Annotated in this window: 20 protein-coding genes; 10 read left to right on the forward strand and 10 right to left on the reverse strand. The window is 75.2% G+C overall.

Annotation, left to right across the window (positions count from 1 at the left end; translation table 11 throughout):
- Positions 1 to 18 precede the first annotated feature (18 nt).
- The 5 genes from ACIRS1_RS21020 to ACIRS1_RS21040 all read right to left on the reverse strand — a co-directional run bounded on the left by ACIRS1_RS21020 (position 19) and on the right by ACIRS1_RS21040 (position 4,985).
- Entirely contained in the window at positions 19 to 924 is a 906-nt protein-coding gene (locus ACIRS1_RS21020; RefSeq protein ID WP_402841936.1) for a carbohydrate ABC transporter permease, read from the reverse strand.
- Positions 921 to 1,841, reverse strand: coding sequence for a carbohydrate ABC transporter permease (locus tag ACIRS1_RS21025; protein WP_402841939.1), 921 nt, complete (start codon positions 1,839 to 1,841; stop codon positions 921 to 923). The genes ACIRS1_RS21020 and ACIRS1_RS21025 overlap by 4 nt, the downstream gene beginning before the upstream one ends.
- 332 nt (positions 1,842 to 2,173) lie before the next feature.
- Positions 2,174 to 2,935 (reverse strand): glucose 1-dehydrogenase, encoded by a 762-nt coding sequence (locus ACIRS1_RS21030; protein ID WP_360220231.1) that lies wholly within the window; start codon positions 2,933 to 2,935, stop codon positions 2,174 to 2,176.
- The gene (locus ACIRS1_RS21035; protein ID WP_402841943.1) at positions 2,932 to 4,326 is read right to left on the reverse strand and encodes an MFS transporter; all 1,395 of its coding nucleotides are present in this window, start codon (positions 4,324 to 4,326) and stop codon (positions 2,932 to 2,934) included. Before ACIRS1_RS21035 ends, ACIRS1_RS21030 begins: the two co-directional genes overlap by 4 nt.
- Positions 4,327 to 4,403: 77 nt before the next feature.
- Positions 4,404 to 4,985 (reverse strand): TetR family transcriptional regulator, encoded by a 582-nt coding sequence (locus ACIRS1_RS21040; RefSeq protein ID WP_360220225.1) that lies wholly within the window; start codon positions 4,983 to 4,985, stop codon positions 4,404 to 4,406.
- Between the two features lie 146 nt (positions 4,986 to 5,131).
- Here ACIRS1_RS21040 and ACIRS1_RS21045 point away from each other — a divergent pair, with 146 nt between their 5' ends.
- The gene (locus ACIRS1_RS21045) at positions 5,132 to 5,617 is read left to right on the forward strand and encodes a DoxX family protein (protein WP_402841946.1); all 486 of its coding nucleotides are present in this window, start codon (positions 5,132 to 5,134) and stop codon (positions 5,615 to 5,617) included.
- 121 nt (positions 5,618 to 5,738) lie between these two features.
- Here ACIRS1_RS21045 and ACIRS1_RS21050 read toward each other — a convergent pair whose 3' ends face one another.
- Both ACIRS1_RS21050 and ACIRS1_RS21055 read right to left on the reverse strand, forming a co-directional pair.
- On the reverse strand, positions 5,739 to 6,035 hold the full coding sequence (locus ACIRS1_RS21050; RefSeq protein WP_402841949.1) for an MTH1187 family thiamine-binding protein: 297 nt from the start codon (positions 6,033 to 6,035) through the stop codon (positions 5,739 to 5,741).
- 220 nt (positions 6,036 to 6,255) lie between these two features.
- A complete protein-coding gene (locus ACIRS1_RS21055; RefSeq protein ID WP_402841952.1) occupies positions 6,256 to 7,740 on the reverse strand; it encodes a SulP family inorganic anion transporter in 1,485 nt (494 codons plus the stop codon).
- 856 nt (positions 7,741 to 8,596) lie between these two features.
- On the opposite strand from ACIRS1_RS21055, the gene gcl reads away from it, so the two are divergent.
- The 3 genes from gcl to ACIRS1_RS21070 all read left to right on the forward strand — a co-directional run bounded on the left by gcl (position 8,597) and on the right by ACIRS1_RS21070 (position 12,453).
- The gene (gcl, locus tag ACIRS1_RS21060) at positions 8,597 to 10,378 is read left to right on the forward strand and encodes a glyoxylate carboligase (protein WP_360220216.1); all 1,782 of its coding nucleotides are present in this window, start codon (positions 8,597 to 8,599) and stop codon (positions 10,376 to 10,378) included.
- Between the two features lie 227 nt (positions 10,379 to 10,605).
- Positions 10,606 to 11,094, forward strand: a complete 489-nt coding sequence (locus ACIRS1_RS21065) for a glutathione peroxidase (RefSeq protein WP_402841955.1) — start codon at positions 10,606 to 10,608, stop codon at positions 11,092 to 11,094.
- Between the two features lie 144 nt (positions 11,095 to 11,238).
- Complete coding sequence (locus tag ACIRS1_RS21070; RefSeq protein WP_402841958.1) at positions 11,239 to 12,453, forward strand: metallophosphoesterase; 1,215 nt, start codon at positions 11,239 to 11,241, stop codon at positions 12,451 to 12,453.
- 43 nt (positions 12,454 to 12,496) lie between these two features.
- On the opposite strand, the gene ACIRS1_RS21075 is transcribed toward ACIRS1_RS21070, so the two are convergent.
- Positions 12,497 to 13,420: a LysR family transcriptional regulator gene (locus ACIRS1_RS21075; protein ID WP_402841961.1), complete on the reverse strand. Its 924-nt coding sequence runs from the start codon at positions 13,418 to 13,420 to the stop codon at positions 12,497 to 12,499.
- Positions 13,421 to 13,516: 96 nt separating this feature from the next.
- Between ACIRS1_RS21075 and ACIRS1_RS21080 the strand changes: the two genes are divergently transcribed.
- The 4 genes from ACIRS1_RS21080 (at position 13,517) to ACIRS1_RS21095 (ending at position 17,602) form a co-directional block, all read left to right on the forward strand.
- Positions 13,517 to 14,221: a succinate dehydrogenase cytochrome b subunit gene (locus ACIRS1_RS21080; protein WP_402841965.1), complete on the forward strand. Its 705-nt coding sequence runs from the start codon at positions 13,517 to 13,519 to the stop codon at positions 14,219 to 14,221.
- Entirely contained in the window at positions 14,218 to 16,164 is a 1,947-nt protein-coding gene (locus tag ACIRS1_RS21085) for a fumarate reductase/succinate dehydrogenase flavoprotein subunit (RefSeq protein WP_402841968.1), read from the forward strand. The genes ACIRS1_RS21080 and ACIRS1_RS21085 overlap by 4 nt, the downstream gene beginning before the upstream one ends.
- Entirely contained in the window at positions 16,161 to 16,898 is a 738-nt protein-coding gene (locus ACIRS1_RS21090) for a succinate dehydrogenase/fumarate reductase iron-sulfur subunit (RefSeq protein WP_387904085.1), read from the forward strand. The genes ACIRS1_RS21085 and ACIRS1_RS21090 overlap by 4 nt, the downstream gene beginning before the upstream one ends.
- A 401-nt stretch (positions 16,899 to 17,299) precedes the next feature.
- Positions 17,300 to 17,602, forward strand: coding sequence for a hypothetical protein (locus tag ACIRS1_RS21095; protein ID WP_402841972.1), 303 nt, complete (start codon positions 17,300 to 17,302; stop codon positions 17,600 to 17,602).
- A gap of 66 nt (positions 17,603 to 17,668) precedes the next feature.
- On the opposite strand, the gene ACIRS1_RS21100 is transcribed toward ACIRS1_RS21095, so the two are convergent.
- Together ACIRS1_RS21100 and ACIRS1_RS21105 are read right to left on the reverse strand one after the other, a co-directional pair.
- On the reverse strand, positions 17,669 to 18,604 hold the full coding sequence (locus ACIRS1_RS21100) for a DUF2797 domain-containing protein (RefSeq protein ID WP_402841975.1): 936 nt from the start codon (positions 18,602 to 18,604) through the stop codon (positions 17,669 to 17,671).
- Positions 18,605 to 18,772: 168 nt separating this feature from the next.
- The gene (locus ACIRS1_RS21105) at positions 18,773 to 20,974 is read right to left on the reverse strand and encodes an FUSC family protein (RefSeq protein ID WP_402841978.1); all 2,202 of its coding nucleotides are present in this window, start codon (positions 20,972 to 20,974) and stop codon (positions 18,773 to 18,775) included.
- Between the two features lie 436 nt (positions 20,975 to 21,410).
- Here ACIRS1_RS21105 and ACIRS1_RS21110 point away from each other — a divergent pair, with 436 nt between their 5' ends.
- Both ACIRS1_RS21110 and ACIRS1_RS21115 read left to right on the forward strand, forming a co-directional pair.
- Positions 21,411 to 23,558 (forward strand): restriction endonuclease, encoded by a 2,148-nt coding sequence (locus ACIRS1_RS21110; RefSeq protein WP_402841980.1) that lies wholly within the window; start codon positions 21,411 to 21,413, stop codon positions 23,556 to 23,558.
- Positions 23,559 to 23,731: 173 nt separating this feature from the next.
- On the forward strand, positions 23,732 to 24,021 hold a 290-nt coding region (locus tag ACIRS1_RS21115; RefSeq protein WP_402841983.1), incomplete at its 3' end, for an ATP-binding cassette domain-containing protein.

Below are 24,021 nucleotides of genomic sequence, written 5' to 3' on the forward strand. Positions count from 1 at the left end.
GGGCTCCGGGTCGACGGCTCAGCGGACGGCGCCCGCGGTCAGCCCGCGGACGATGAAGCGCTGGCCGAACACCACGAGGGCGAGGGTGGGCAGCAGGGAGAGCACGACGCCGGCCAGGATCAGGCCCGGGTCCGACATCTCGGAGTCGCGCAACGAGGTGAGGCCGATCTGCAGGGTCTGCATGTTCGCCGTGCGGGTGATGATCAGCGGCCAGAAGTACTGGTTCCAGGCGGAGAGGAAGACGTAGATCGACAGCGCCGCCAGGGCGGGCTTGTTGAGCGGGACGACGATCCGCCACAGGAACCGCCAGTGCCCCGCGCCGTCGATCCGCGCGGCGTCCCGCAGTTCCCCGGGCAGCTGGCGGAAGGCCTGCCGCAGCATGAAGGTGCCGAAGCCGGAGGCGAGGAAGGGCAGTACCAGGCCGAAGTAGGTGTTGCCCAGCCCCCAGCCGGACAGCGTCAGGTAGTTGGGGATGATGATGGCCTCCCAGGGGACCATCAGCGTCGCCAGGAACACCCCGAACACCGCGGCCCGCGCCCTGAGCGGCAGGAAGACGAAGGCGTACGCGGCCAGGATCGAGGTGAACAGCTGGGCGAGCGTGATGACCGTCGCCGTGATCGCCGAGTTGGCGTACTGCCGGGCCAGGGGGACGGTGTCGACGGCTCCGGCGAAGTTCCGCCCGGTGACGGAGTGCGGGACGAGTGCCGGCGGGTAGGAGGAGAGCTCGGACGGGCCCATGAAGGCACCGGCGACGGCGTAGTACACCGGGAAGGCCACGGTGACGACGGCGACGGCGAGCAGCAGGTGGACGGCGGCGCGGCCGATCAGGTCGCGCGGCGAGCGGCCGGCCAGGGGGCGCCGGCTCGGCGGCGTCCCGGACTCGCTCCCGGTCTCCGCCCGGGCCTCGGTGGCGAGGGTCGTCATGCGTAGTGCACCTTCCGCTCCAGGACGCCGAACTGGACCGCCGTACAGGCGAGGACGACCACCAGCAGCACCACGGCCTGGGCGCTGGCCGTGCCGAAGTCGCTGGAGCCGTAGGCGAAGGCCTTCTCGTAGACGGAGTAGACGAGCGTGCGGGTGGCACCGTCCGGGCCGCCCTTGGTGAGGATGTGGATCTGGCCGAAACTCTGCAGCGCGTGGACGGTGGAGACCACGGTCAGGAAGAAGAGGTGCGGCCCGAGCATCGGCACGGTGATCGAACCGGCCAGTCGCAGGCCCGACGCCCCGTCGATGCGCGCCGCCTCCACGATCTCCGGCGGGATCGAACCGATGCCGGCGGAGAGCACCAGGACGTTGTAGCCCAGGCTCATCCAGACCGTGGTGAGGGCCACCGAGAGCAGCGCGTAACGGGAGTCGGTCAGCCAGCCGATCGGCCCCAGCCCGAGGTGCGAGAGCAGGCCGTTGAGCACCCCGCTGGCCGGGTTGAAGAACACCGCGAAGACCACGGAGGCGCTGGCCACCGAGAAGGCGAAGGGCAGCGCGAAGGCCGAGCGCAGCAGCCGCACGCCCCTGATCCGGTTCTCCAGCAGCAGCACCAGCGCCAGTGCGCCGAGCACCCCGGGCAGCACCGTGAACAGCGTGAACAGGGCGGTGGTGACCAGGGTGCGCCGGAAGTCCGCCGAGGTCAGCAGGTCCGTGTAGTGCTTCGCCCCGACGTAGCGGGAGGGCGCGCCGAAGAGGTCGTTGGCGTGGCCGCTCAGGTAGACCGTCCGTCCCAGCGGGTAGCCGATGAACAGGACGAAGACCACCAGGGAGGGCAGCAGGAAGGCCCAGGCGAGCCCGTGTTCGCCCCAGCGGCTCCGGCGGCCCGGGTGGGGCGCGTTGTGCGGTGCGGTCGGCATGGGTTGGCGCGTCCGCCTTTCGTTGCGTCGGTTCCGGCCGAAACCGTGTCTTGCCCACACGACGCGTCGGAAACCTCACGATGAGCAACGAGTGTCAGCAGGATTACGCGTTCGCGTCAGATTCCGGCCGACCGGGCACGCGCGGTGCGGCGCCCACCGGGGCAGCCGCGCGCGGAGAGGCGCGGGCCCCGGGCGAGCCGGCCACCGACCGGGCGCGGGACGACCGACGAGGGCCCGGCGACAGGGCGCGGGAGGACGGACGAGGGCCCGGCGACCGGTCGGTGACCGGTCGTCGGGCCCTCGGGTCCGCCGTCGGGGACGCCTGTGCGGGATCAGCCGGTGATGCCGCCGTCCAGGACCAGGTCGGCGCCGACGGTGTAGCCGGCCTCCGGCGAGGCGAGGTGGAGGACGGCGGCGGCGATCTCCCCGACCTCGCCCGGGCGGCCGACCGGGACGGTGGACTTCATCCGGTCCGCCTTGTCGGCGGCGCTCTCGCCGGGGCGGCTGGACATCGGGGTGTCCACCGGGCCGGGGCTGACCAGGTTGATCCGGACGCCGTCGGCGATGTGGTCCAGCGCGGCGGTGCGGGTCAGCGCGGTGACGGCGGCCTTGCTGGCCGCGTAGGCCGCGAGGCCGGGGATCCGCATGTGGGCGCCGACGTTGGAGGAGACGTTGACGATCGCGCCGCCGCCGTGGGCCCGCATGTGGGCGATCTGGTGCTGCATGGCGAGCAGGGTGCCGGTCACGTTGACGGTGAGGACCCGCTCCCACTCCTGCGCGTCGATCTCGGCGACCGGGCCGACGGCGCCGAGCACACCGGCGTTGTTGACGGCGACGTCCAGGGCGCCGAACGCCTCGACGGTCTCGCGGACCAGCCGGGCCGCGTCCCGGCCGTCGGTCACGTCACCGGTCAGGGCGACGGCCGTGCCGCCGGCCTCCTCGATCAGCTCGACCGTCCCGGCGAGCGGTCCGGCGCTGCGGCCCGCGACGGCGACCCGGGCGCCCTCCCGGGCGAAGGCGAGGGCGATGGCCCGGCCGATGCCGCTGCCGCCTCCGGTGACCAGGACGGACGTGTCGGCGAAACGCGTGGTCATGACGAGTACTCCTCGGGGTGATCGGTGCTTGCGGTCGTGGTGCTGGTTCGGGGCAGGGCGGCGACCGCGACGGCGGTGAGCGCCAGCCCCGCGGCGGCCGCCGCGAACGCCGCGGCGTAGCCGCCGACGACGGTCGGGCGGGTGGCGGCGAGCGCCATCAGGGCGGCGACGCCGGTGGTGGGGCCGAGTTCCATGGCCGTGTTGAGGACACCCGCGGCGAGGCCGGTCCGTTCGGGCGGCACGCCGCCGGTGGCGAGCACCGCGGAGCCGGCGAAGGCGGCCGCGGCGCCGGCGGGCAGCAGGAGCAGCCCGGGCAGCAGCCCGGTGGCGTAGCCGCTGCCGGGGGTGAGGCCGGCCAGCAGCCCGAGTCCGGCGGCCGCGAGGGCGAGACCGGCGGCGGTGACCGCGGCAGCGCCGTGCCGGGCGGTCAGCGGGGCGGCGAGGCGGCCGGCCAGCAGCAGGGCCGCGGCGTACGGCAGGAAGGCGGCCGAGGTGGCCAGGGTGCCCCAGCCGCGCTGCTGTTGGAGGTAGAGGGCGAGCATCAGGAAGGTCAGCGCGGTGGCGGTCGCGGTGGCCGTGACGGCGGCGAGCGCGGTGGCCCGGCGCCGGTCGGTGAGGAAGCCGGCCGGCAGCAGCGGGTCGGCGGCGCGGCGCTGGGCGGCGGCGAAGCCGAGCAGCAGGGCGAGCCCGACGGCCAGCGGGCCGATCACGGCGGGCGCGGACCAGCCGTGTTCGGTGGACGCCACCAGGCCGTAACTCGCCGCACAGACACCGGCGGTGGCGAGTGCGGCGCCGCGCAGGTCCAGGGCCGGGCGACGACCGGCGGGGGCGGTCGGCGGCAGCGAGCCGGAGCGGGCGAGCCCGAGCAGGGAGACCAGTACGGGCACCGCGAAGAGCCAGCGCCAGGAGACCCAGGCGGTGACCGCGCCGGAGAGCAGGTTGCCCGCCGTGGCGCCGAGCACCGAGAGGCCTCCCCAGGTGGCCATCGCCCGCCGGTGGTCGGCGGGTTCGGGGCGCAGCACGCGGACCACCGCGACGGCGGCGGGTGCGGCGAGGGCCGCGCCGACGCCCTGGGCGAAGCGGCCGGCGAGGAGGGCCGACTGGCCGGGGGCGAGGGCGCAGCCGAGCGAGGCGACGGCGAGCAGGGCGAGCCCCGCCCGCAGGACGGGCCGGCCGCCGTGGCGGTCGGTGAGTCGGCCGCCGAGCAGGAGCAGGGAGCTGAACGAGAGTCCGTAGGCGGCGCTGAGCAGCAGCACGCCGGACGGGCCGAGGCCGAACTCCCGGGCCACCAGGGGCAGCGGCACGGAGAGGATCATGATGGTGAAGATCAGCGTGGCCTGGACGCCGCCGAGCAGCGCGAAGCCGGAACGGGCGGCCGTGGTGGCACCCATGAAAAAATCCCCCCTTATACGACCGTTCGGTCCAGTATCGACACAGCAAAGCATCCCGACGCCCCCCGGCGGGCGGGTCAGTCGAGCAGCACCAGCGCCTGCTCGGCGGCGTCCCGCACCCTGGCCGCCCCGTCGACGGTCTTCCCCATCACCCGCATGCCCTGCAACAGCACCATCAGCATCCGGGCCAGCGCCCGGGGTTCCCGCCCGGCGGGCAGCTCCCCCTGCGCCTCGGCGCGCACCAGCGCGGCGACCAGCACCGTCTCCAGGTGCCCGAGGCTGGCCGCCACCCGGCGGGCCGCCGCCTCGTCGTGCGGGCCGAGCTCGACCGCGGTGTTGGTGACGAAGCAACCGCGCTTCAGCCCGTCCTCGGCGGAGGCCGTCGCGTACCGACGGACCAGCGCGCGGACGGCCGGCAGCACCGGCCCGGGCTGGGAGAGCTCGGCGAGCAGCACCGGGTCGGTCTGCTCGGCGTAGCGCTCCAGCGCGCGCAGGTAGAGCTCGCGCTTGCTGCCGAAGGTGGCGTAGATGCTCGCCCGGGCGATCCCGAGCCCCTCCACCAGGTCGGCCATCGAGGTGGCCTCGTAGCCGCGCCGCCAGAACAGCTCGAGCGCCGCCTGGAGCGCCGCGTCCGGGTCGAATTCCTTCGTTCGCGCCATGGGAGGACGCTAACCCTTTCCAGATCGATCGGTCAAGAAAGGTCGACGAGGGGGCGTGATCGACATTTGACGGAGCATTGCCAAGTGGACTAGACCAAAGCTACCCTTACCGCCCCGTACCTCCTCCCCCCACAGGAGGCGTTTCCATGTCCCTGAACCTCCCCGCCACCCCCCGGCAGGCCGCCGAGGCCGCCCGCCCACTCGTCCTGACGGCCTTTCGGGCCGTCGTCGGACTGCTCTTCGCCTGCCACGGCGCCGCCTCGCTCTTCGGCGTCCTCGGCGGCGCGAAGGGCGGCGGCACCGTCCCGGCCGGGCAGTGGCCCGGCTGGTGGGCCGCACTGATCCAGCTGGTCGGCGGCACCCTGGTGCTGCTCGGCGTCGGCACCAGGGCGGCCGCCCTGATCTGCTCCGGCTCGATGGCCTACGCCTACTTCACCGTCCACCAGGAGCACGCCCTGCTACCGCTGCAGAACGGCGGCGAGCCTTCCGTGATGTTCTGCTGGGCCTTCCTCGCCATCGCGGTGCTGGGCTCCGGCCCGTTCGCACTGGACCGGCTGCTCACCCGGCACGCCGACGCACCCGCGCCCGCCGAGCCCGCCCCGGCCGGCGCCCGGCCCGGGCCCACCGGCTGACCGGCTGACCAACCGGCCGACTGACCGGTCAAGGTCGGAACGGTCGGCCGACCGTTCCGACCCGACCGGCGCGCGTCCGGCGGGCACGGGCGCGGCAGTGCGGCGGGCCGACCGCCCGCGGTCAGCCCTCCGCCAGGTGCCGTTCCACCGAGGCGACCTTGCCGGTGAGGCCGTCGGTCACCCCGGCCCGGTCGTCGATCTTGATGACCGTGCTCACCCGGCCGCTGTAGGCCTTCACCGCCTCGATCGCCTCCCTGATCACCGGCGTCACCTCGTCCCACTCCCCCTCGACGCTGGTGAACATCGCGTCCGTGCGGTTGGGCAGCCCGCTCGCCCGCACCACCCGGACGGCGGCGGCCACCGCCTCGCCCACCTCCTCACCGATCCCCAGCGGGGTCACCGAAAACGCCGCGATCACCGTTCTGCGCTCCTCACACCGACACTGCACACACCGACCGCACCGACGGCGCCGGGAGCACCGACGGCACCGGTCGCGGCCCGGAGGAATCCCCGGACCGCGACCAGGCTAGACACTCCCCCGCGCCGGCAGCGGAACCGACGGACGGTCGGCGCGCGGACGGGAGGTCGGCCACCGACCCGCCGTCGGGAGCCGTGGGGCTCGGGCCTCCGACGGGGGCTCAGGCCACCGTCGGCAGCGGCGGTTCGACGGCCAGCGGGGCGGTCGAACGGGCCCGGTGCTGCGCGGCCCAGGCGGCGAGGGCGACGGTGCAGGCGTGGTCCAGGTGGCGCAGGCCCGACCAGTCCAGCTCCACCGGCCGGTCGGCGGGCAGCCGCTCCAGGGCGTCCAGCAGCCGGGGCAGCCGCAGGAAGGTCGCGTTGCCGCTGAGCCGGACGCGGTGCAGCGCGGCCCCGGTCGGCAGGACCAGCTCCTCCACGGCGATCTGCAGGTGCGAGGTCTGCCAGGCCGACTTCACCACGGCCAGCCCCACGCCGATCAGCACGCCCTCGAACAGGTCGGTGGCGATGATCGCGGTCGCGGTGACCCCGAGCACCAGCGCCTCACCGTGGTGCTCCCGGCCCAGCGCGGCGATCCGCCGCAGCGGGACGAGCTTCGCCCCGGCGTGCACCAGCACGGCGGCGAGCGCCGTCAGCGGGACGAGCCCGAGCACGCCGGGCAGCAGGGCGGTGAACAGCAGGAGCCACAGCCCGTGCATCGTGCGCGAGGCCCTGCTGCGGGCGCCCGCCTGGACGTTGGCGGCGCTGCGGACGATCACCGCGGTCATCGGGAGGGCCCCGAGCAGTCCGCACACCGTGTTGCCGACGCCCTGGGCGGTCAGCTCGCGGTCGTAGTGGGTGCGCGGTCCGTGGTGCATCCGGTCGACGGCGGCGGCGCTGAACAGCGTCTCGGCGGAGGCGATCAGGGTGAAGGCGACGACGGTGCCGAGGCCGGCGGTGCCGACCAGGGCTTCGAGCGCGGCGCCGCCCGGCGGCTGGACGACGTCGAGCAGTCCGGCCACCCGGACCCTGGCCACCGGCAGGTCGGCGGCGGCCGTCACGGCGGCGGCCAGGCCGACCGCGGCCAGCGGTGCGGGCACCGCGCGGGCGACGCCCCCCGGCACGTACCGCCAGCCGACCAGCACCAGCAGGGTGCCCAGCCCCAGCGCGATCGCGCTCGGGGCGGCCGCGCCGGTGAGCGCGTCCGCGAGCAGGCGGGGCAGCCCGGCGATCTTCTCCGGCCCGGTGGCCGGGGCCCGGCGGTCGGCGAGCGCGTAGAGCTGGCCGAACAGCAGGGTCAGCCCGATGCCGGCCAGCATGCCGTGCACCACGGAGGCGGACATCGCCCGGAACCAGCGGCCGAGCCGCAGGGCCCCCATGACGATCTGGAGCAGCCCGGTGCCGAGCACCAGCAGGCCGAGCGCGCCGACGCCGAACTGCTGGACGGCGTCGTAGACCAGGACGGTCAGCCCGGCGGCCGGACCGCTCACCTGCAGGCTGCTGCCGGGCAGCAGGCCGACCACCAGACCGCCCACGATGCCGGTCACCAGGCCCAGTTCGGCCGGGACGCCGGAGGCGACGGCCACCCCGACGCAGAGCGGCAGGGCGACCAGGAACACCACCAGCGAGGCGGGCAGGTCGTGGCGCCAGGGGACGGCGCGCAGCAAGGCGAGCGGGCTCCGGCCGCGGCCCGGCGGGGCGGGCTTGCGGGGGCGGCCCGCAGGGGCGTTCCGGGGCGGTCGGCTCACCCGGTCACCACCGGGGGGCGGTCAGGGGAACAACGCATGGGGACGTTCCTTTCCCGCGCCCGGCACCGCGGGCGCGCCGTCACTGGGCAGGGGGCGGCGTGGGCGGACACGACGGTGGCGGACGGGTGCCGGAGCGCGCGCCGAGGGCGGCAGGCGGCTTGCCGGCGGGGTGGCGCGAGGGCCACCAGGCGGTGCGGGGGCCGGGCGTCGGGCGTCGGGTCGGAGGATCCGGACGACGGAGGGGTCGGTCGAGGCGGGGCCACCGGAGCTCCGGACGGCCCCCGCCACCCCCCGCCGCGGCCACGGCCGGACCTGCCGGGCCCGGCGTGGCACCGACGGTACCCAGCGCCCAGGGGCGGCCCGACCCCGGACACCTCCCCTTCACCCGCCCTGCACACCGGCGCCATACCCAGGCCCGGAACACCCGGTTCCACGGGCACACCAGCACGACCTGCGGCCGCGTGTACGAACCAGGCCGGTGCGGCACGGTTTGCAGCAATCGACGACTCGGTCGCCCCGGAGGCCGTCGAGCGCTGGAGGAAGCGGCGATGGTCCGGCCGGACCCGCCGTGACAGCCTGGCCGGACACCCGGACGCCCGCACCGACCTGCGGTTTCACCGCCGGCGGCCCGCTTCCACACTCTGTTGAAACTCCCCTTGACGCCCCGACAGGGCCCGCCGTACCGTGTTTCCACATACAGAAACCGTTCTTCCGTATGGTGGAATTCTGGAGATGAGCCCTCCGACCCACTGCCGGCCGACGCAGGAGAAACCCGATGCCTCGTATGACAGCCGCCCGCGCGGCGGTGGAGATCCTCAAGCTCGAAGGCGTTGAGGTCGCGTTCGGCGTGCCGGGCGCAGCCATCAACCCGTTCTACGCCGCCCTCAAGGCCTCCGGCGGGATCAGGCACACGCTCGCCCGGCACGTCGAGGGCGCCTCCCACATGGCCGAGGGCTACACCCGCGCCAAGGCCGGCAACATCGGTGTCTGCATCGGCACCTCGGGCCCGGCCGGCACGGACATGATCACCGGCCTGTACTCGGCCATCGCCGACTCGATCCCGATCCTGTGCATCACCGGCCAGGCCCCCGTCGCCCGCCTCCACAAGGAGGACTTCCAGGCCGTCGACATCGCCTCGATCGCCAAGCCCGTCACCAAGGCGGCCACCACCGTCCTGGAGGCCGCGCAGGTCCCCGGCGTGGTCCAGCAGGCGTTCCACCTGATGCGCTCCGGCCGTCCGGGCCCGGTCCTGATCGACCTGCCGATCGACGTCCAGCTGACCGAGATCGACTTCGACCCCGAGGCCTACCAGCCGCTCCCGGTCTACAAGCCGACGGCGAACCGGATCCAGATCGAGAAGGCCCTCGCGCTGCTCCAGGAGTCCGAGCGCCCCCTGATCGTGGCCGGCGGCGGCGTCATCAACGCCGACGCCTCCGAACTGCTCCGCGAGTTCGCCGAGCTCACCGGCGTCCCGGTCGTCCCCACCCTGATGGGCTGGGGCATCGTCCCCGACGACCACGAGCTGAACGCCGGCATGGTCGGCCTGCAGACCTCGCACCGCTACGGCAACGAGAACTTCCTCGCCTCGGACTTCGTCCTCGGCATCGGCAACCGCTGGGCCAACCGCCACACCGGCGGTCTGGACGTCTACACGGCGGGCCGCACGTTCGTCCACGTCGACGTCGAGCCCACCCAGATCGGCAAGATCTTCGCCCCCGACCTCGGCATCGCCTCCGACGCCAAGGCCGCCCTGGAGCTCTTCGTCGAGGTCGCCAAGGAGCTCAAGGCCGCCGGGCAGCTCAAGGACCGCGGCGAGTGGGCCGCCGCCACCCAGGCCCGCAAGGCGCAGCTGCAGCGCCGCACCCACTTCGACAACGTGCCGCTCAAGCCGCAGCGCGTCTACGAGGAGATGAACAAGGCCTTCGGCCCGGAGACCCGCTACGTCACCACCATCGGCCTCTCCCAGATCGCCGGCGCGCAGATGCTGCACGTCTACAAGCCGCGGCACTGGATCAACTGCGGCCAGGCCGGCCCGCTGGGCTGGACCATCCCGGCGGCGCTGGGCGTCGCCACCGCCGACCCCGAGGGCCAGATCGTCGCGCTCTCCGGCGACTACGACTTCCAGTTCATGATCGAGGAGCTGGCGGTCGGCGCCCAGCACCGCATCCCGTACGTCCACGTGCTGGTGAACAACTCGTACCTGGGCCTGATCCGCCAGGCGCAGCGCAACTTCGACATCGACTTCCAGGTCAAGCTGGAGTTCGAGAACATCAACGCGCCGGAGCTGGGCGTCTACGGCGTGGACCACGTCAAGGTCGCCGAGGGCCTGGGCTGCAAGGCGATCCGGGTCACCGAGCCGGAGGGCCTGCTGCCCGCCTTCGAGGAGGCCAAGAAGCTGGCCGCCGAGTTCCGCGTCCCGGTCGTCGTCGAGGCGATCCTGGAGCGGGTCACCAACATCTCGATGAGCGGCAACGACATCGACAAGGTGAACGAGTTCGAGGAGCTCGCCACCCTTCCCGAGCACGCGCCGACCGCCATCCGGCCGCTGGCGCTCTGACCGGCACCGGACGGGCCCGGGTCCCTCCCCCCGGGCCCGTCCGGCCCGCCGCCCCCGCACCCCGGGCAGCGGCGCGCCCGGTCCACCCCGCACCCCGGGCAGCGGCGCGCCCGGTCCACCCCGCCCGCGCGGAACACCGGCGGGCCCGGCACGGTTGACCCGGCCGGGGCGGCTACCGTGACCACGGGAGCCACCCGCCATCCCGACCTGCCGAAAGGACCACCACCGTGAGCCTGTACGACATCCCGCTGCGCACCCTCGCCGGCGAGGCCGCCTCGCTGGCCGACCACAAGGGCAAGGCACTGCTGATCGTCAACGTCGCCTCCAAGTGCGGCCTGACCCCGCAGTACGCGGGCCTGGAGCGGCTCCAGGAGCGCTACGCCGGGCGCGGGTTCACCGTGCTGGGCTTCCCCTCCAACCAGTTCGCCGGGCAGGAGCCGGGCAGCGCCGAGGAGATCCAGACCTTCTGCTCCACCACCTACGGCGTGTCCTTCCCGCTGTTCGAGAAGACCGACGTCAACGGTGACGACCGCCACCCGCTGTACGCGCAGCTGACGCAGCACGCCGACGCCGAGGGCCAGGCCGGGGACGTCACCTGGAACTTCGAGAAGTTCCTCGTCTCCCCGGACGGCACCGTCGCGGCCCGCATCCGCCCGCGCACCGAGCCCGAGGCGGACGAGGTCATCGCCGCCATCGAGGCCGTCCTCCCCGCCTGATCACCCACCCGCCGAAGGCCCGGGGCCCCGCCCCGGGCCTTCGGCGTCTCCGCCCGCCCACCGGTCGGGACCCGGGCGGGGGCGGGGGCGGGGGCTGGCGGATGATGGGGGGCAGGACGGGGCGGCGGACGTGAGGTGGTCGTGGTGGCGGTCGGGGAATCGACGGAGTCGGGCGCGGCGGACGCGGGCGTGACGGCTCCGGGTGGGCGGCGGAGGCGGCGGTCCGCGGTCCGGCGGCTGGGCGTCCTCGTGCTGGTGCTCGTGGTGCTGTGCCTTCCGCCGTGGTGGACGGTGTTCGCCGGCGCCGGCTGGCCGCTGCCGGTGGTCCTGGGCGGCACGGCCGTCCTCGCCGCCTGGGTGCTCTCCTTCCCCTTCCTGATGATCGCGGGGCACGGGGCGCGGCAGTCCGACCGGGCGGCGCGGGTCGCCGACACCAGCCTCGGGGTGGTCTGGGTGCTGTTCACCTGGTCGGTGCTGGGCGCTCTCGCGGACCTCGTGCTGGGCGGGCTCGACGTCGGCGGCGCCGACCGGGCCAGGGCCGTGGCCGTCGCGGTGGCGGTGGTCTCGGCGGGGCTGCTGGGCTGGGGGCACCACGAGGCGATGCGCGTGCCCCGGGTGCGGCGGCTGGACGTCCACCTCCCCCGGCTCGGCGCCGGCCTGGACGGGACCCGGGTCGTGGTGCTGGCCGACACCCACTACGGGCCGATCGACCGCGCGCACTGGTCGGCGCGGGTCACCGAGGTGGTCAACGGGCTCGACGCGGACGTCGTGGTCCACGCCGGCGACATCGCCGACGGCACGCCCGCCCGGCGCCGGGAGCAGTCCGCGCCGCTGGGGGCGGTCCGGGCCCGGCTGGCCAGGGTCTACGTCACCGGGAACCACGAGTACGGCAGCGAGGCCCAGGGCTGGCTGGACCGCATGGCGGACCTCGGCTGGGAGCCGCTGCACAACCGTCACGTCGTGGTGGAGCGGGGCGGCGACGCCCTCGTGCTCGCGGGCGTCGACGACGTGACGGCGGCGTCCTCCGGCCTGGCCGGGCACCGTGCGAACCTGCTCGGCGCGCTGGCGGGGGCGGACCCGGACCAGCCGGTCCTGCTCGTCGCCCACCAGCCCAAGTTCGTCCCGCAGGCCGCCGCCGCCGGGATCGACCTGCAGGTCTCCGGACACACCCACGGCGGCCAGATCTGGCCGTTCAACCTCCTCGTCCGGATCGACCAGCCGGTGGTGCACGGTCTGAGCCGGCACGGCGAGCGGACCCAGCTGTACACCAGCCGGGGCACCGGCTTCTGGGGGCCGCCCTTCCGGGTCTTCGCCCCGAGCGAGATCACCCTGCTCACCCTGCGCGCGACCACCGGATGACGCACTGCGTGACGCCCCGGGGCCCGCGCCGCGTCCGGAGGGGTCACGGCAGCAACAGCTTGGTGCCCGGGGGGAGTTCGCCGCTGCCCGCGGCGGTGTGCAGGTGGGTGAGGAGGGTGGCGCGCAGGGCGGTGGCGGCGCGGGTGGGGGGCACCTCGTGGCCGTGGGCGACGGCGATGGTGCGGCCCAGGCCGGGGCCGGCGAACGGGGTGACCGCCAGGCCGGAACGGGCCGCGACCATGCCCGGCAGCACGGCCGGCCCGAGCCCGGCGCGGACGAAGCCCAGCACCGCGTCCATCTCGCCGCCCTCGACCGCGAACTCCGGTTCGAAGCCGGCCGCCCGGCAGGCCGCCAGGGTCGTCTCCCGCAGGTCGTAACCCTCCCGGAACATCACCAGCGGCCGCCCCCTGAGCTCCGTCACCCGGACCTTGCGGCGGGGGCGCGGCTCGGCCGAGACCAGCACCAGTTCCTCGTGCAGCAGTTCGGTGACGGCGAGGGCGGGTTCCTCCTGCCCGCTCGGCGGGGTGATGATCAACGCGAGGTCCAGCTCCCCCGCCGCCAGCGAGCGCACCAGGTCGCGCGAGCCGCCCTCGCGGACCACCAGGGCCACCCCCGGGTAACGGTCCCGGAAGACCCGCAGCACGTCCGGCACCAGGCTGGTGCACAAGCTCGGCGGCGCCCCCAACCGGACCCGGCCGCGGCGCAGCTGCACCGTCTCCTGGACGGCGAGGCGAGCGCTCTCGGTGTCCGCGAGGATGCGCCGGGCCAGCGGCAGCAGGGCGCCCCCGGCGTCGGTCAGCGCGATGTTGCCGCGGGTGCGGTGGAACAGCTCGGCGCCCAACTCCCGCTCCAGGGAGCGGATCTGCTGGGACAGCGACGGCTGGGCGACGTGCTCCGCCTCCGCTGCGCGGGTGAAGTGGCGGGTCTCGGCGACGGCCAGGAAATAGCGGAGTTGCTGCAGCTGCACCCGGCCAGGATAGAACGCGACGATAGGCACCGGCTATCGTCGCGAGCCGCAGCATGTCTTGGACGCACCCTTGTGGCCGTCCCTACCGTTGCTGCCATGACAACCGCGACTCGGACGGGCCGGCGTCCGTCCACCCTGGCGACCCTGTGGCGGTCGACCGTCGGCAAGAAGGCGGTCATGGCCGTCAGCGGACTGGTCATGCTGCTGTACCTGGTCGCGCACATGCTGGGCAACCTCAAGGTCTTCTTCGGCCCCGACGACATCAACGGCTACGCCGCCTGGCTGCGCACCATCGGCCAGCCCTTCCTCGGCCACGAGTGGTTCCTCTGGATCGCCCGGACCGGCCTGCTCGCGGCCGTCGTGCTGCACGGCGTGTCCGCGTACCAGCTGAGCCGGCGCGACCTCGCCGCCCGGCCGAACCGGTACGTGCACCGGCGCCACCGGGCGAGCTACGCGACCCGCACGATGCGCTGGGGCGGGGTGATCCTGGCGCTGTTCATCGTCTGGCACATCCTCGACCTGACCACGCTCACCGTGAACCCGGCCGCCGAGCACGGCCACCCGTACCAGAACATCGTGGCCTCCTTCGGCACCTGGTACGGCGGCCCGATCTACGTCGTCGCGATGCTCGCGGTCGGCCTGCACGTCCGGCACGGCTTCTGGAGCGCCGCGCAGACCCTCGGCGCCAACAACGCCCGGCGCGACCGCGCGCTGAAGCTGACCGCCAACGGCCTGGCGCTCGTGCTGACCGCCGGCTTCCTGTCCGTCCCCGTGGCCGTGATGACCGGAGTGGTGAGTTGAGCACCTACAGCGACTACACCGTCGGCGAGCCGATCGCCGACACCAGGGCCCCCGGCGGGCCGATCGAACAGCGCTGGGACCAGCGGCGCTTCGACGCCAGGCTGGTCAACCCGGCCAACCGGCGCAAGCACACCGTGATCGTCGTCGGCACCGGGCTGGCGGGCGGCGCGGCCGGCGCCACCCTCGCCGAACAGGGCTACCACGTCGTCCAGTTCTGCTTCCAGGACTCCCCGCGGCGGGCCCACTCGATCGCCGCCCAGGGCGGCATCAACGCGGCCAAGAACTACCGCAACGACGGCGACTCCGTCCGCCGGCTGTTCTACGACACCGTCAAGGGCGGCGACTTCCGCGCCCGCGAGTCCAACGTGCACCGGCTCGCCCAGGTGTCGGTGGAGATCATCGACCAGTGCGTGGCCCAGGGCGTCCCCTTCGCCCGCGAGTACGGCGGACTGCTCGACACCCGGTCTTTCGGCGGCGTGCAGGTCTCCCGCACCTTCTACGCCCGCGGCCAGACCGGCCAGCAGCTGCTGCTCGGCGCCTACCAGGCGCTGTCCCGGCAGATCGCCGCGGGGAACGTGGAGATCCACCCGCGCACCGAGATGCTCGACCTGCTCGTCGTCGACGGCCGGGCCCGCGGCATCGTCGCCCGCGACCTCGTCACCGGGCGGATCAGCACCCACACCGCCGACGCCGTGGTGCTGGCCAGCGGCGGCTACGGCAACGTCTTCTACCTCTCCACCAACGCCAAGAACTCCAACGCCACCGCCGTGTGGCGGGCGCACCGGCGCGGCGCGCTGTTCGCCAACCCGTGCTTCACCCAGATCCACCCCACCTGCATCCCGCGCTCCGGCGACCACCAGTCCAAGCTCACCCTGATGAGCGAGTCGCTGCGCAACGACGGCCGGATCTGGGTGCCCAGGGCGCAGGGCGACACCCGGCCGCCCGCGCAGATCCCGGAGGAGGAGCGCGACTACTACCTGGAGCGGATCTACCCGGCCTTCGGCAACCTGGTGCCGCGCGACATCGCCTCCCGGGCCGCCAAGAACGTCTGCGACGAGGGCCGCGGCGTCGGCCCCGGCGGGCAGGGCGTCTACCTGGACTTCGCCGACGCCATCCGCCGGATGGGCCGCGACGCCGTCGCCGCCAGGTACGGCAACCTCTTCGAGATGTACGAGCGGATCACCGCGGAGGACCCGTACCGGGTACCGATGCGGATCTACCCCGCGATCCACTACACGATGGGCGGACTGTGGGTCGACTACGACCTGCAGACCACCGTGCCCGGCCTGTTCGCGATCGGCGAGGCCAACTTCTCCGACCACGGCGCCAACCGGCTCGGCGCCAGCGCCCTCATGCAGGGCCTCGCGGACGGCTACTTCGTCCTCCCGCCCACCCTCAACGACTACCTGGCCCGCCACCCGCTGCGCGCCGTCCCCGCCGACCACCCCGCGGTCGCCGAGGTCGAGGCCGAGGTCGAGGACCGGCTCAACCTCATCCTCGCGGTGGACGGCGACCGGACCCCGGACTCCTTCCACCGCGAGCTGGGCGAACTGCTGTGGGACGAGTGCGGCATGGCCCGCGACGAGGCCGGGCTGCGCCGCGCGCTGACCCGGATCCCGGAGCTTCGCGAGGAGTTCTGGCGCCGGATCAAGGTGCCCGGCACCGGCCTGGAGCTCAACCAGTCGCTGGAGAAGGCCAACCGGCTCGTCGACTACTTCGAGCTCGCCGAACTCATGTGCCTGGACGCCCTGCACCGTGCGGAGTCCTGCGGCGGCCACTTCCGCACCGAGAGCCAGACCCCCGACGGCGAGGCCGCCCGCCGCGACGAGGCCTACTCCTACGCCGCGGCCTGGGAGTTCACCGGTACCGGGAGCGCGCCCGTGCTCCACCGCGAGGCCCTCGAGTTCGAGTACGTCCACCCCACCCAGCGGAGCTACGCATGAACCTCACCCTGCGCATCTGGCGCCAGGCGGGCCCGGACGCACCCGGCTCGATGACCACCTACCAGGTCGGCGGGATCAGCCCGGACATGTCCTTCCTGGAGATGCTCGACACCCTCAACGAGGAGCTGATCCTGCGCGGCGACGAGCCCGTCGCCTTCGACCACGACTGCCGCGAGGGCATCTGCGGCGCCTGCGGCATGGTCATCAACGGGCAGGCCCACGGCCCGGAGCGGACCACCACCTGCCAGCTGCACATGCGGCACTTCCGGGACGGCGACACCGTCGACGTCGAGCCCTGGCGGGCCGCGGCCTTCCCGGTGGTCAAGGACCTGGTCGTGGACCGCTCCGCGTTCGACCGGATCATCGGCGCCGGCGGCTACATCACCGCCCCCACCGGCAGCGCGCCCGACGCGCACGCCACGCCCGTCCCCAAGGAGGTCGCCGACACCGCCTTCGAGCACGCCGAGTGCATCGGCTGCGGCGCCTGCGTGGCCGCCTGCCCGAACGGTTCGGCGATGCTGTTCACCTCCGCCAAGGTCGTCCACCTGAACGTGCTCCCCCAGGGCGCGCCGGAGCGCGCCTCGCGGGTGCGGGACATGGTCGGGGCGATGGACGCCGAGGGGTTCGGCGGCTGCACCAACACCGGCGAGTGCGCCACCGCCTGCCCCAAGGGCATCCCGCTCCCCAGCATCGCCGCGATGAACCGCGAGTTCCTGCGGGCCGCGCGCGGTTGACGGCCCCGTGCGGCCCCCGACATGCCCCCACCCGGGCCCCCGGACCGTCACCGGCCCGACCCCGACCCACCCGCGCCCGGCCCCTCCGCCGGCCCCGTGTCCCCGGACGCGGGGCCGGCGGCGTGTCCCGGGGCGTGCGGGGTGATCGCGCGCTCCCCGAAGGGGTGGTGGATCGTCAGGAGCGGTGCTGCCGTGCGGGAAATCGCGCTACGGTGGTGCTCCGCTACGGAGGGACGGCATATGCCCGAGGTTCAGTCCTGTTCCGGTTGCGGCGGGTCCGGGGGGACCCAGAAGACCGAAGCCACGGTCGAACGGGACGAGGAAGGAAGCATGGTGCCGAGGATCCACACCTTCTGGTCGCCATGCGGTCGGTGCCACGGATCCGGGACGGTGATCGTCGGATGAGATTGGTCTTCGAGTGTGTCGAGTGCGGTGGGCACTACCTGCCGCCCGAGGCGATGGCGTACCCGGACGGGCCCGCCTCGCCGATCTGGTGCACGCCCTGCCAGGCTGCCAAGCGGGACGCCGGGATCCGGGAGGACCCGCTCCTCGCCCGGCTCGCCCTGGCCGCGGCCCGGGCCGCCCTGGCCCGGCGTGCGGCGGAGGCCGAGCCCGGCGGGCGCGGCGACGTCCGCCCGTCCCGGCCGCCGTTGTCGCGCCGGGCGCGTTCCGGGCCCGGCGGGGTGCGCAGCCGGCTGGGGTAGCAGTCCTTCCGCAGGGCGACGGCCCGCCCCGGGACGGTGGCACCGTCCCGGGGCGGGCCCCTGGCGTCAGAACAGCGCCTCCTGGGTGTCCGGCTCGGGCGGGCGGACGCACTCCTCCAGCCCCAGCCCCTCGGACGCCCGGCCGGTGACCGGGGTCAGCGCCCAGCCGGTGAGCTGCCGGGTGTCCAGCAGCAGCGGACCGGAGCCGTCCGCCTGGTCCAGGAAGAGGTGCCGGCCGACCGGCGGCCTGAGCCGCCCCGCGACCACCGCACCGGCGGCCAGCCCTCGGACGTACCGGTAGGCCTCCGGGGCGCCGCCGGTGAGGCCGAAGCGCTCCACGTGGTCGGTCACCGGGCGGTCGGCGGGCAGTTCCAGGGCGTGGCCGTCCAGCAGCCGATGGGCCCGGGCGCGCGCCTCGGTGAGGACGGTCCGGCGGTGCGCCGCGTCGCCGTGCGACCACCAGTACACCGTCTTGACCCGGCTCTTGAACCGCTCCCGGGCCAGGCCCGAGGCGGCGATGGTCAGTTCGGCGCGACGCACCGACGGAAGGCTCCCCCGGGCGGTGAACGCGTAGGCCAGCGCGCCCTGTTCGAGCAGCCGGCTGTCGCCGCGCTGCTCGGCGGTCAGGCCCACCTTGAGCAGGCCCTCGCCGAACCAGGCGAGGTAGAGCAGGTAGGTGCGGCCGTCGTCGAGGATCTGGTCCCGCGCGAGGGCCAGGCCGCGGTCCACGCTCTGGCAGGCCGGGCACTGCACCGCGGCCCCGTCCGGATCGATCACCGCGTGGTGCGGGCAGGGCGTCCGCTCCGTCGCCCCCGCCAGCCAGGCCCCGGTGCAGCGGCGCGGGCCGCCGAGCAGCCACCCCACCTCCGCGCCCGGCACGACGGCCCGCTCGTGCACCTGCGCGCCGCGCACGGCGCCCAGCACGGCCCGCCCGTCCTGCCAGCTCAGCCCCGTGGAGACCCAGCCGCCGGGTCGTTCCGGGTGCTGTGGTGCGATCGTCACGGGCGTCCCCTCCCTCTGGTCCTTGCCGACCCAGCGAGGCTACCCGCACCCGGCGACACCGCGGGCCGGCCCGGGGGAACCGGCGGGGACCAGGGCCGACCCGACCCGGGCCGACCCCACCCGGACCGACCCGGGCGGGCACGGCCGGGCGGCGGGACGGGGCAGGGCTCACTCCGGCGGAGGGCCGTGCACCTGCTCCAGGTCGTCGAGCAGCCCGGCGAGCCAGACCGCGACGTCCACGGTGTGCGGCGACACCTCGCCGTCCGGCTGCCCGCCCGGCCGCCCGCCCGGCCCGTCGAGCCCGCCCACCAGGGCGGCCCGGGCCCTGGCGAGGTCGGGCTGCACGGCCCCGGCCGGTTCGCGCGCCCGCAGCGCCGCGGCCTGCCGGCGGAACACCTCCGCGACCTCCGCCGCCCGCCGCTCCAGCACCGCCGCGCCGCCGGGGCCGGCGGCCGCCGTCCCGGGCGGGATGCGGGCCAGCAGGGGCTCGGCCCCGTGCACGGTGTGCTGTCCGGCGCGGACGGCCGCTTGCCAGTCGGGCCCGTCCGCGGCCGGGTCGTGCCGCTCGCTGCGGTACTGGGCGTACATCGCCTCGGTGAGCAGGGCCGAGCGGCGGGCCCGGTGCAGCGCGCCCGTGGCCGGCCCGGCGCCGGTGACGACGGCGACCGTCTCCCGCAGGGCTCCGGCGCTGTCGTCGAGCATTCCGGCGGTGCGCCGGCGGAGGTCCTGGGCGCCGCCGCGCGGCCAGGCGCAGAACCCGGCGAGGATGCCGATCGCCGCACCGGCGGCCACGTTGACCAGCCGGGCCTCCGCCAGCCGCCAGCTCGCGGGCGCCAGCTGGGTGAAGACCAGCGCGACCACCACCGTGAACAGCCCCTGCGCCCAGGCCAGCCCGAGCGCCGGGCCGACGGTGAAGGCGAACAGCATCACCGGGGGCAGGGCGGTCGCGTACACCAGCGGGTGCTCCCCGATCCCGAGCAGCAGGGCGGCCGTGACGGCGGCGCCGCCGGCCGTGCCGACCAGCGCCGGGCGCAGCGTCATCCGGGTGTCGGCCGCGCTGGTGCGCATCAGGGTGAGGGTCGCCAGCAGCACCCAGAAGCCGTGCGAGAGGTCGAGGCCGCCGGCCAGCAGCCGGGCCGCGCCGAGTGCCCCGGCGGTGCGCAGCGCGTTGCGGAACGCGACCGAGTGCGGGGTCAGGTTGGCCCGGAAGCGGCGCCACCAGAGCAGCGGGGCGGGGTCGTAGGCGTACCAGAACGGCCCGGGCCGCTGGTCGGCGGGCGTGTCGTCGGGCGGCAGCGGCGCGTGACGGCTGACCCTCGTCGCGCGGGCGACGAACCGGGCGCCCTCGGCGGCGTCCAGGGCGGCCGTGCCGAGGGCCGTGCGGGCGAGCGGGCCGGGGTCGGGTCCGGAGCCGTCCCGGTGCGCGGAGCGCTCGGTGTCGAAGGCGGTGAGCGCCCCGTCGACCCGCGCGGTCCCCGGGGCGGCGCCGCCCCGCCGCACCCCGGCGGCCGTCGCGCGCAGGGTCGCGGCGGTGGCCGCGGTGAGGTCGGCCGCGCCGGGGTAGGGCCCGCCGGCGCGGGCCAGCCGGAGGATCCGGACGAGCTGCGGGCCGGTGTAGTGCAGCGCCGTCGCGCAGTGGGTGAGGGCGCGGTCGACGGCGCCGGCCGAGGCGGGCCGTTCCATCAGCGGGATCCGGGAGAAGCGCAGCTCGTCCAGGCGGGCGCGGGCCCGGTCGGTGGCGGCGGTGACGGCCGCCGCGGGGGCGGCCCGGCCGGCGGTCGCGCGGGCCGCCAGATCGGCCAGGTCGGCGACCGCGGTGGCCGCGCCCGACAGCCGGTCCCGGTAGTCCGGCGGGGCCGGCTCGGGCCACAGCAGCAGCTCGGCCGCGGCGAGCAGCAGCAGGCCCGCGGCGACGCCGAGCAGCCGTTGCGGGAGGGTGTCGGGGCTGTACGGCGGGAAGCAGGGGAGGATGTAGAAGAGCTGCAGGCCGTTCGCCAGGCCCACCAGCCGGGGCCCGCCGACCGCGCCGAAGGCCACCGCGAAACCGACGCCGACCATGCCCAGCGCCGCCGTCCAGGCGTGCACGGCGAGCGCGGTGCCGACGCAGACGAGCGCGCCCGCGAACGGCAGCGCCAGCAGGACGGTCCGGGCCCGGGCCCGGGCGGAGCCCTCGATCCGGGACAGCACGCCGAGCGCGATCGCCGCGAACAGCGCGTAGGTGGCCGCCACCGGGCGGTCCAGGGCGTAGCGGAAGGTGTAGAAGCCGACGCACGCGGCGAGCGTGACCCGCACCGCGCGGTGCACCGTCGGGGCGTCGGGGCGGACGCGGCGCGGCCGCTGCGTCGGCGTCGGCCCTGACGATCGGCGCATCGCTCCTCGCTCCCGCGCGGCGGGCCGCCCCGGCGCGGGTGCCGCCACCGGGCGCGGGCATCGGACTCCTCCACGGTAGGACGCCCTCGCCGCGGGCGCCGACCGGAGACGGGGCCTCGCCGCGGGCGCCGACCGCAGGCGGGGCCGCAGACGCGGGCGCCGACCGCCGACGCGGGCACCGACCGCAGGCCCGAGCCCCGTCGAAGAGGCGGGCCCCGCCGCGACCGGCAGCGGCCCCGCGAGGAACGGCTGCGGCCCCCTCGGGCGACCGGCGGACGCCCCCGGACGCGGGGCGGGGCACGCCCCAGGACGGCGGCCCCGCACGGCCAGGGCGCCGCAGGTCGCGGGCGCTTGGCCGGGCAGGGTGTCCACGTTCTATTGTGGCGGGCGCGGTCGGTGGCGTCGCCGGGAGGCGACGCGGACAGGAGGGGTGGACGTGGCGGGGCGGCGGAACGACGGGGTGCTGGCGATCTGGGCGGAGGCGCAGCGGCAGCAGCAGCGCCGGGAGGAGGCCCGCTGGCGCGCCGAGGCGGCGGAGGAGCGCCGCCGGGAGCGCGAGCAGCGGGAGGCACAGCGGGCGACGGCCCGGACCGAGCGGGAGGCGAAGGCCGCGTACCAGCAGTCCCGGGAGGCGGAGGCGGCCCGGCGGACCGCCGAACTGGACGCCCGAGTCGAGGAGTTGCGCGGCCTGCTGGCCGCCGGACTGGCGGCGCCGGCGTTCGGCCCGCAGGCGCTGCTGGCGCCGCGCGCGGTGCCGCCGTTCGACCCCGGCCCGCTGGGCGTCCCGGTGCCGATGCCGGACCAGGGCGCCCCGGCGTACTACGTGCCGCCGCCGGACCACCTGCAGGCCCGCAACCCCGGCGTGCAGCGCCAGTACGAGCAGTACCTGGCGCAGGCCCGGGCCCGGTTCGAGCAGGACTGGTACGCCGCGCAGGCGCAGGAGGCGGACCGGCAGCACCGGTTGGCCGCGTACCACCGGGAGTACCTCGCCTGGGCTGCGCAGTTCCGTCACCAGGACGAGGAACGCGCCGCCCGCACCGAGGAGTTGCTGCGCCGGCTGCGCGCCGGCGATCCGGAGGCCGTGCAGGAGTACTTCACGGCCGGCCTGTACGCGTCGGCGGCCTGGCCGGAGGGCTTCCCGCACCGGCTGGTGGCCGCCTGGGAGGCGTCGAGCCGGCAGCTGGTGGTGAACTGGGAGCTGCCCGGCGCGGACGTCGTCCCGGCCGCCGCGCGGGTGCGGTACGTGAAGGCGGACGACCGCGAGGCGGAGGTGGCCCGCCCGGCGACGGAGCGCAAGGCGCTGTACCGGGAGGTGCTGGCGCAGTCCGCGCTGCGGCTGGCGGCGGAGCTCTTCCGGGCGGACCGCGACGGCATGCTGGACTCGGTGGTGCTGAACGGCTTCGTCCGCGGCATCGACCCGGCGACGGGCCGGGAGGCCGAGCGCTTCCTGTCCACCCTGACCGCCTCCCGGGCCGGTTTCGCCGGGCTGGCGCTGGACCGGGTGGCACCGGTGGAGTGCTTCCAGGGCCTGGGCGGCAAGCTCTCGGCGCGACCTGAGCGGCTGGACGAGGTGCGGCCGGACCGGCTGCCGGAGACGGTCGGCGGGAGCCTGGCCGGGCACGGCGGCGAGGACGACCCGGACCTCTTCGAGATGGACCCGATCGAGTTCGAGGAGCTGATCGCGGAGCTGTTCCGGCTGCGCGGCTTCCGGGTGATGACCACGGCCCGCAGCGGCGACGTCGGCGTGGACGTGGTCGCCGAGGACCTGGACCCGGTGACCGGCGGCAAGATCGTGATCCAGGCGAAGCGCTACCGGAAGACGGTGCCGCCGACGGCCGTGCGCGACCTGGAGTCGACGGTCCGTCACCACGGCGCGAACAAGGGCATCCTGGTGACCACCGCCGGATTCGGGCGCGGCTCGTACAGCTACATCGAGGGCAAGCCGCTGACCCTGGTCAGCGGGCCCGAGCTGGTCGAGCTGCTGGCGGAGCAGGGGCTGCGCGGCCGGCTCGGCGGGGGCGCCGGGGCTCCCGCCGACGGGGTGGCCCGGGCGGCCGAACCGGCCGAGCGGCACAGCAGTCTGACGGTCAGCTGGCAGAGCCGGACGGCCGGCGGGGACGCGGTGGAGCTGGACGTGACCGCGTTCCTGTGCGCCCGCGGACGGGTGCTGACCGACGAGCACTTCGTGTTCTTCAACAACCCGCAGGACCCGGACGGCGCGGTGCGGCTGCACCCCACCCACTCGGTGCCGGGCGAGCCGGCCCGGGCCGTCCGGCTGACCGTGGACGTGGAGCGGCTGGCACCGGCGGTGGACGAGGTGGTGGTCGCCGTCTCCACCGAGGAGGAGGAGCCGCCGGCCCTGCCGCTGGGCTACGTGCACGGGGTCGCCATGGCGGCGACCTACGGCCCGGGCGCGGCCGGCCCGGCGCAGTGGGCGGCCGGCACCGGGGGCGTGCCGGACAGCGCGATGCTCGTCGGTTCGTTCCAACGGTCGGGCGACGGCTGGACGTTCAGCCCGTCGGGCCGGTCGGTGGCGAACGGGCTGCTCGGGCTGGCGGGCGCGTTCGGGGTCGCGGTGGAGTAGCGAGGGGGACGAAGGCCTCAGGGACCGGCGTCATACCTCAGGAGGAGAAGGCCCCCGCCGCGCCGCCGGGACGGCGGGGGCCGACCCTCCCCGGGGCATACGCGTCGGGCCCGAACGGCTTGGGAGGATGGATCGGAATCCGAAAGTCCGTTCCCAGCCCCTGGAGCACCCCCGTGACGTTCCCCGCAACCGCCGTCCGCACCGGCCGGGCGGCCGCCCGCGCCACCGGCCTGAACAAGGTCTACGGGGAGGGGGAGACCCGCGTCGTCGCCCTCGACAACGTCAGCGTCACCTTCCCCCAGGGCGAGTTCACCGCCATCATGGGCCCCTCCGGCTCCGGCAAGTCCACCCTCATGCACTGCATGGCCGGCCTGGACACCGTCTCCTCCGGCTCCTCCACCATCGGCGACACCGAACTCGTCGGCCTCAAGGACAAGCAGCTCACCCAGCTGCGCCGCGACCA

This window comes from Kitasatospora sp. NPDC101176, from assembly GCF_044768035.1.
Lineage (GTDB): Bacteria > Actinomycetota > Actinomycetes > Streptomycetales > Streptomycetaceae > Kitasatospora.

What these genes read in the sequence shown, in the direction of transcription:
- ACIRS1_RS21020 (WP_402841936.1), bottom strand. Translation starts at nt 924, where the DNA reads ATGACGACCCTCGCCACCGAGGCCCGGGCGGAGACCGGGAGCGAGTCC.
- ACIRS1_RS21025 (WP_402841939.1), bottom strand. Translation starts at nt 1,841, where the DNA reads ATGCCGACCGCACCGCACAACGCGCCCCACCCGGGCCGCCGGAGCCGC.
- ACIRS1_RS21030 (WP_360220231.1), bottom strand. Translation starts at nt 2,935, where the DNA reads ATGACCACGCGTTTCGCCGACACGTCCGTCCTGGTCACCGGAGGCGGC.
- ACIRS1_RS21035 (WP_402841943.1), bottom strand. Translation starts at nt 4,326, where the DNA reads ATGGGTGCCACCACGGCCGCCCGTTCCGGCTTCGCGCTGCTCGGCGGC.
- ACIRS1_RS21040 (WP_360220225.1), bottom strand. Translation starts at nt 4,985, where the DNA reads ATGGCGCGAACGAAGGAATTCGACCCGGACGCGGCGCTCCAGGCGGCG.
- ACIRS1_RS21045 (WP_402841946.1), top strand. Translation starts at nt 5,132, where the DNA reads ATGTCCCTGAACCTCCCCGCCACCCCCCGGCAGGCCGCCGAGGCCGCC.
- gcl (WP_360220216.1), top strand. Translation starts at nt 8,597, where the DNA reads ATGCCTCGTATGACAGCCGCCCGCGCGGCGGTGGAGATCCTCAAGCTC.
- ACIRS1_RS21080 (WP_402841965.1), top strand. Translation starts at nt 13,517, where the DNA reads ATGACAACCGCGACTCGGACGGGCCGGCGTCCGTCCACCCTGGCGACC.
- ACIRS1_RS21090 (WP_387904085.1), top strand. Translation starts at nt 16,161, where the DNA reads ATGAACCTCACCCTGCGCATCTGGCGCCAGGCGGGCCCGGACGCACCC.
- ACIRS1_RS21095 (WP_402841972.1), top strand. Translation starts at nt 17,300, where the DNA reads ATGAGATTGGTCTTCGAGTGTGTCGAGTGCGGTGGGCACTACCTGCCG.
- ACIRS1_RS21105 (WP_402841978.1), bottom strand. Translation starts at nt 20,974, where the DNA reads ATGCGCCGATCGTCAGGGCCGACGCCGACGCAGCGGCCGCGCCGCGTC.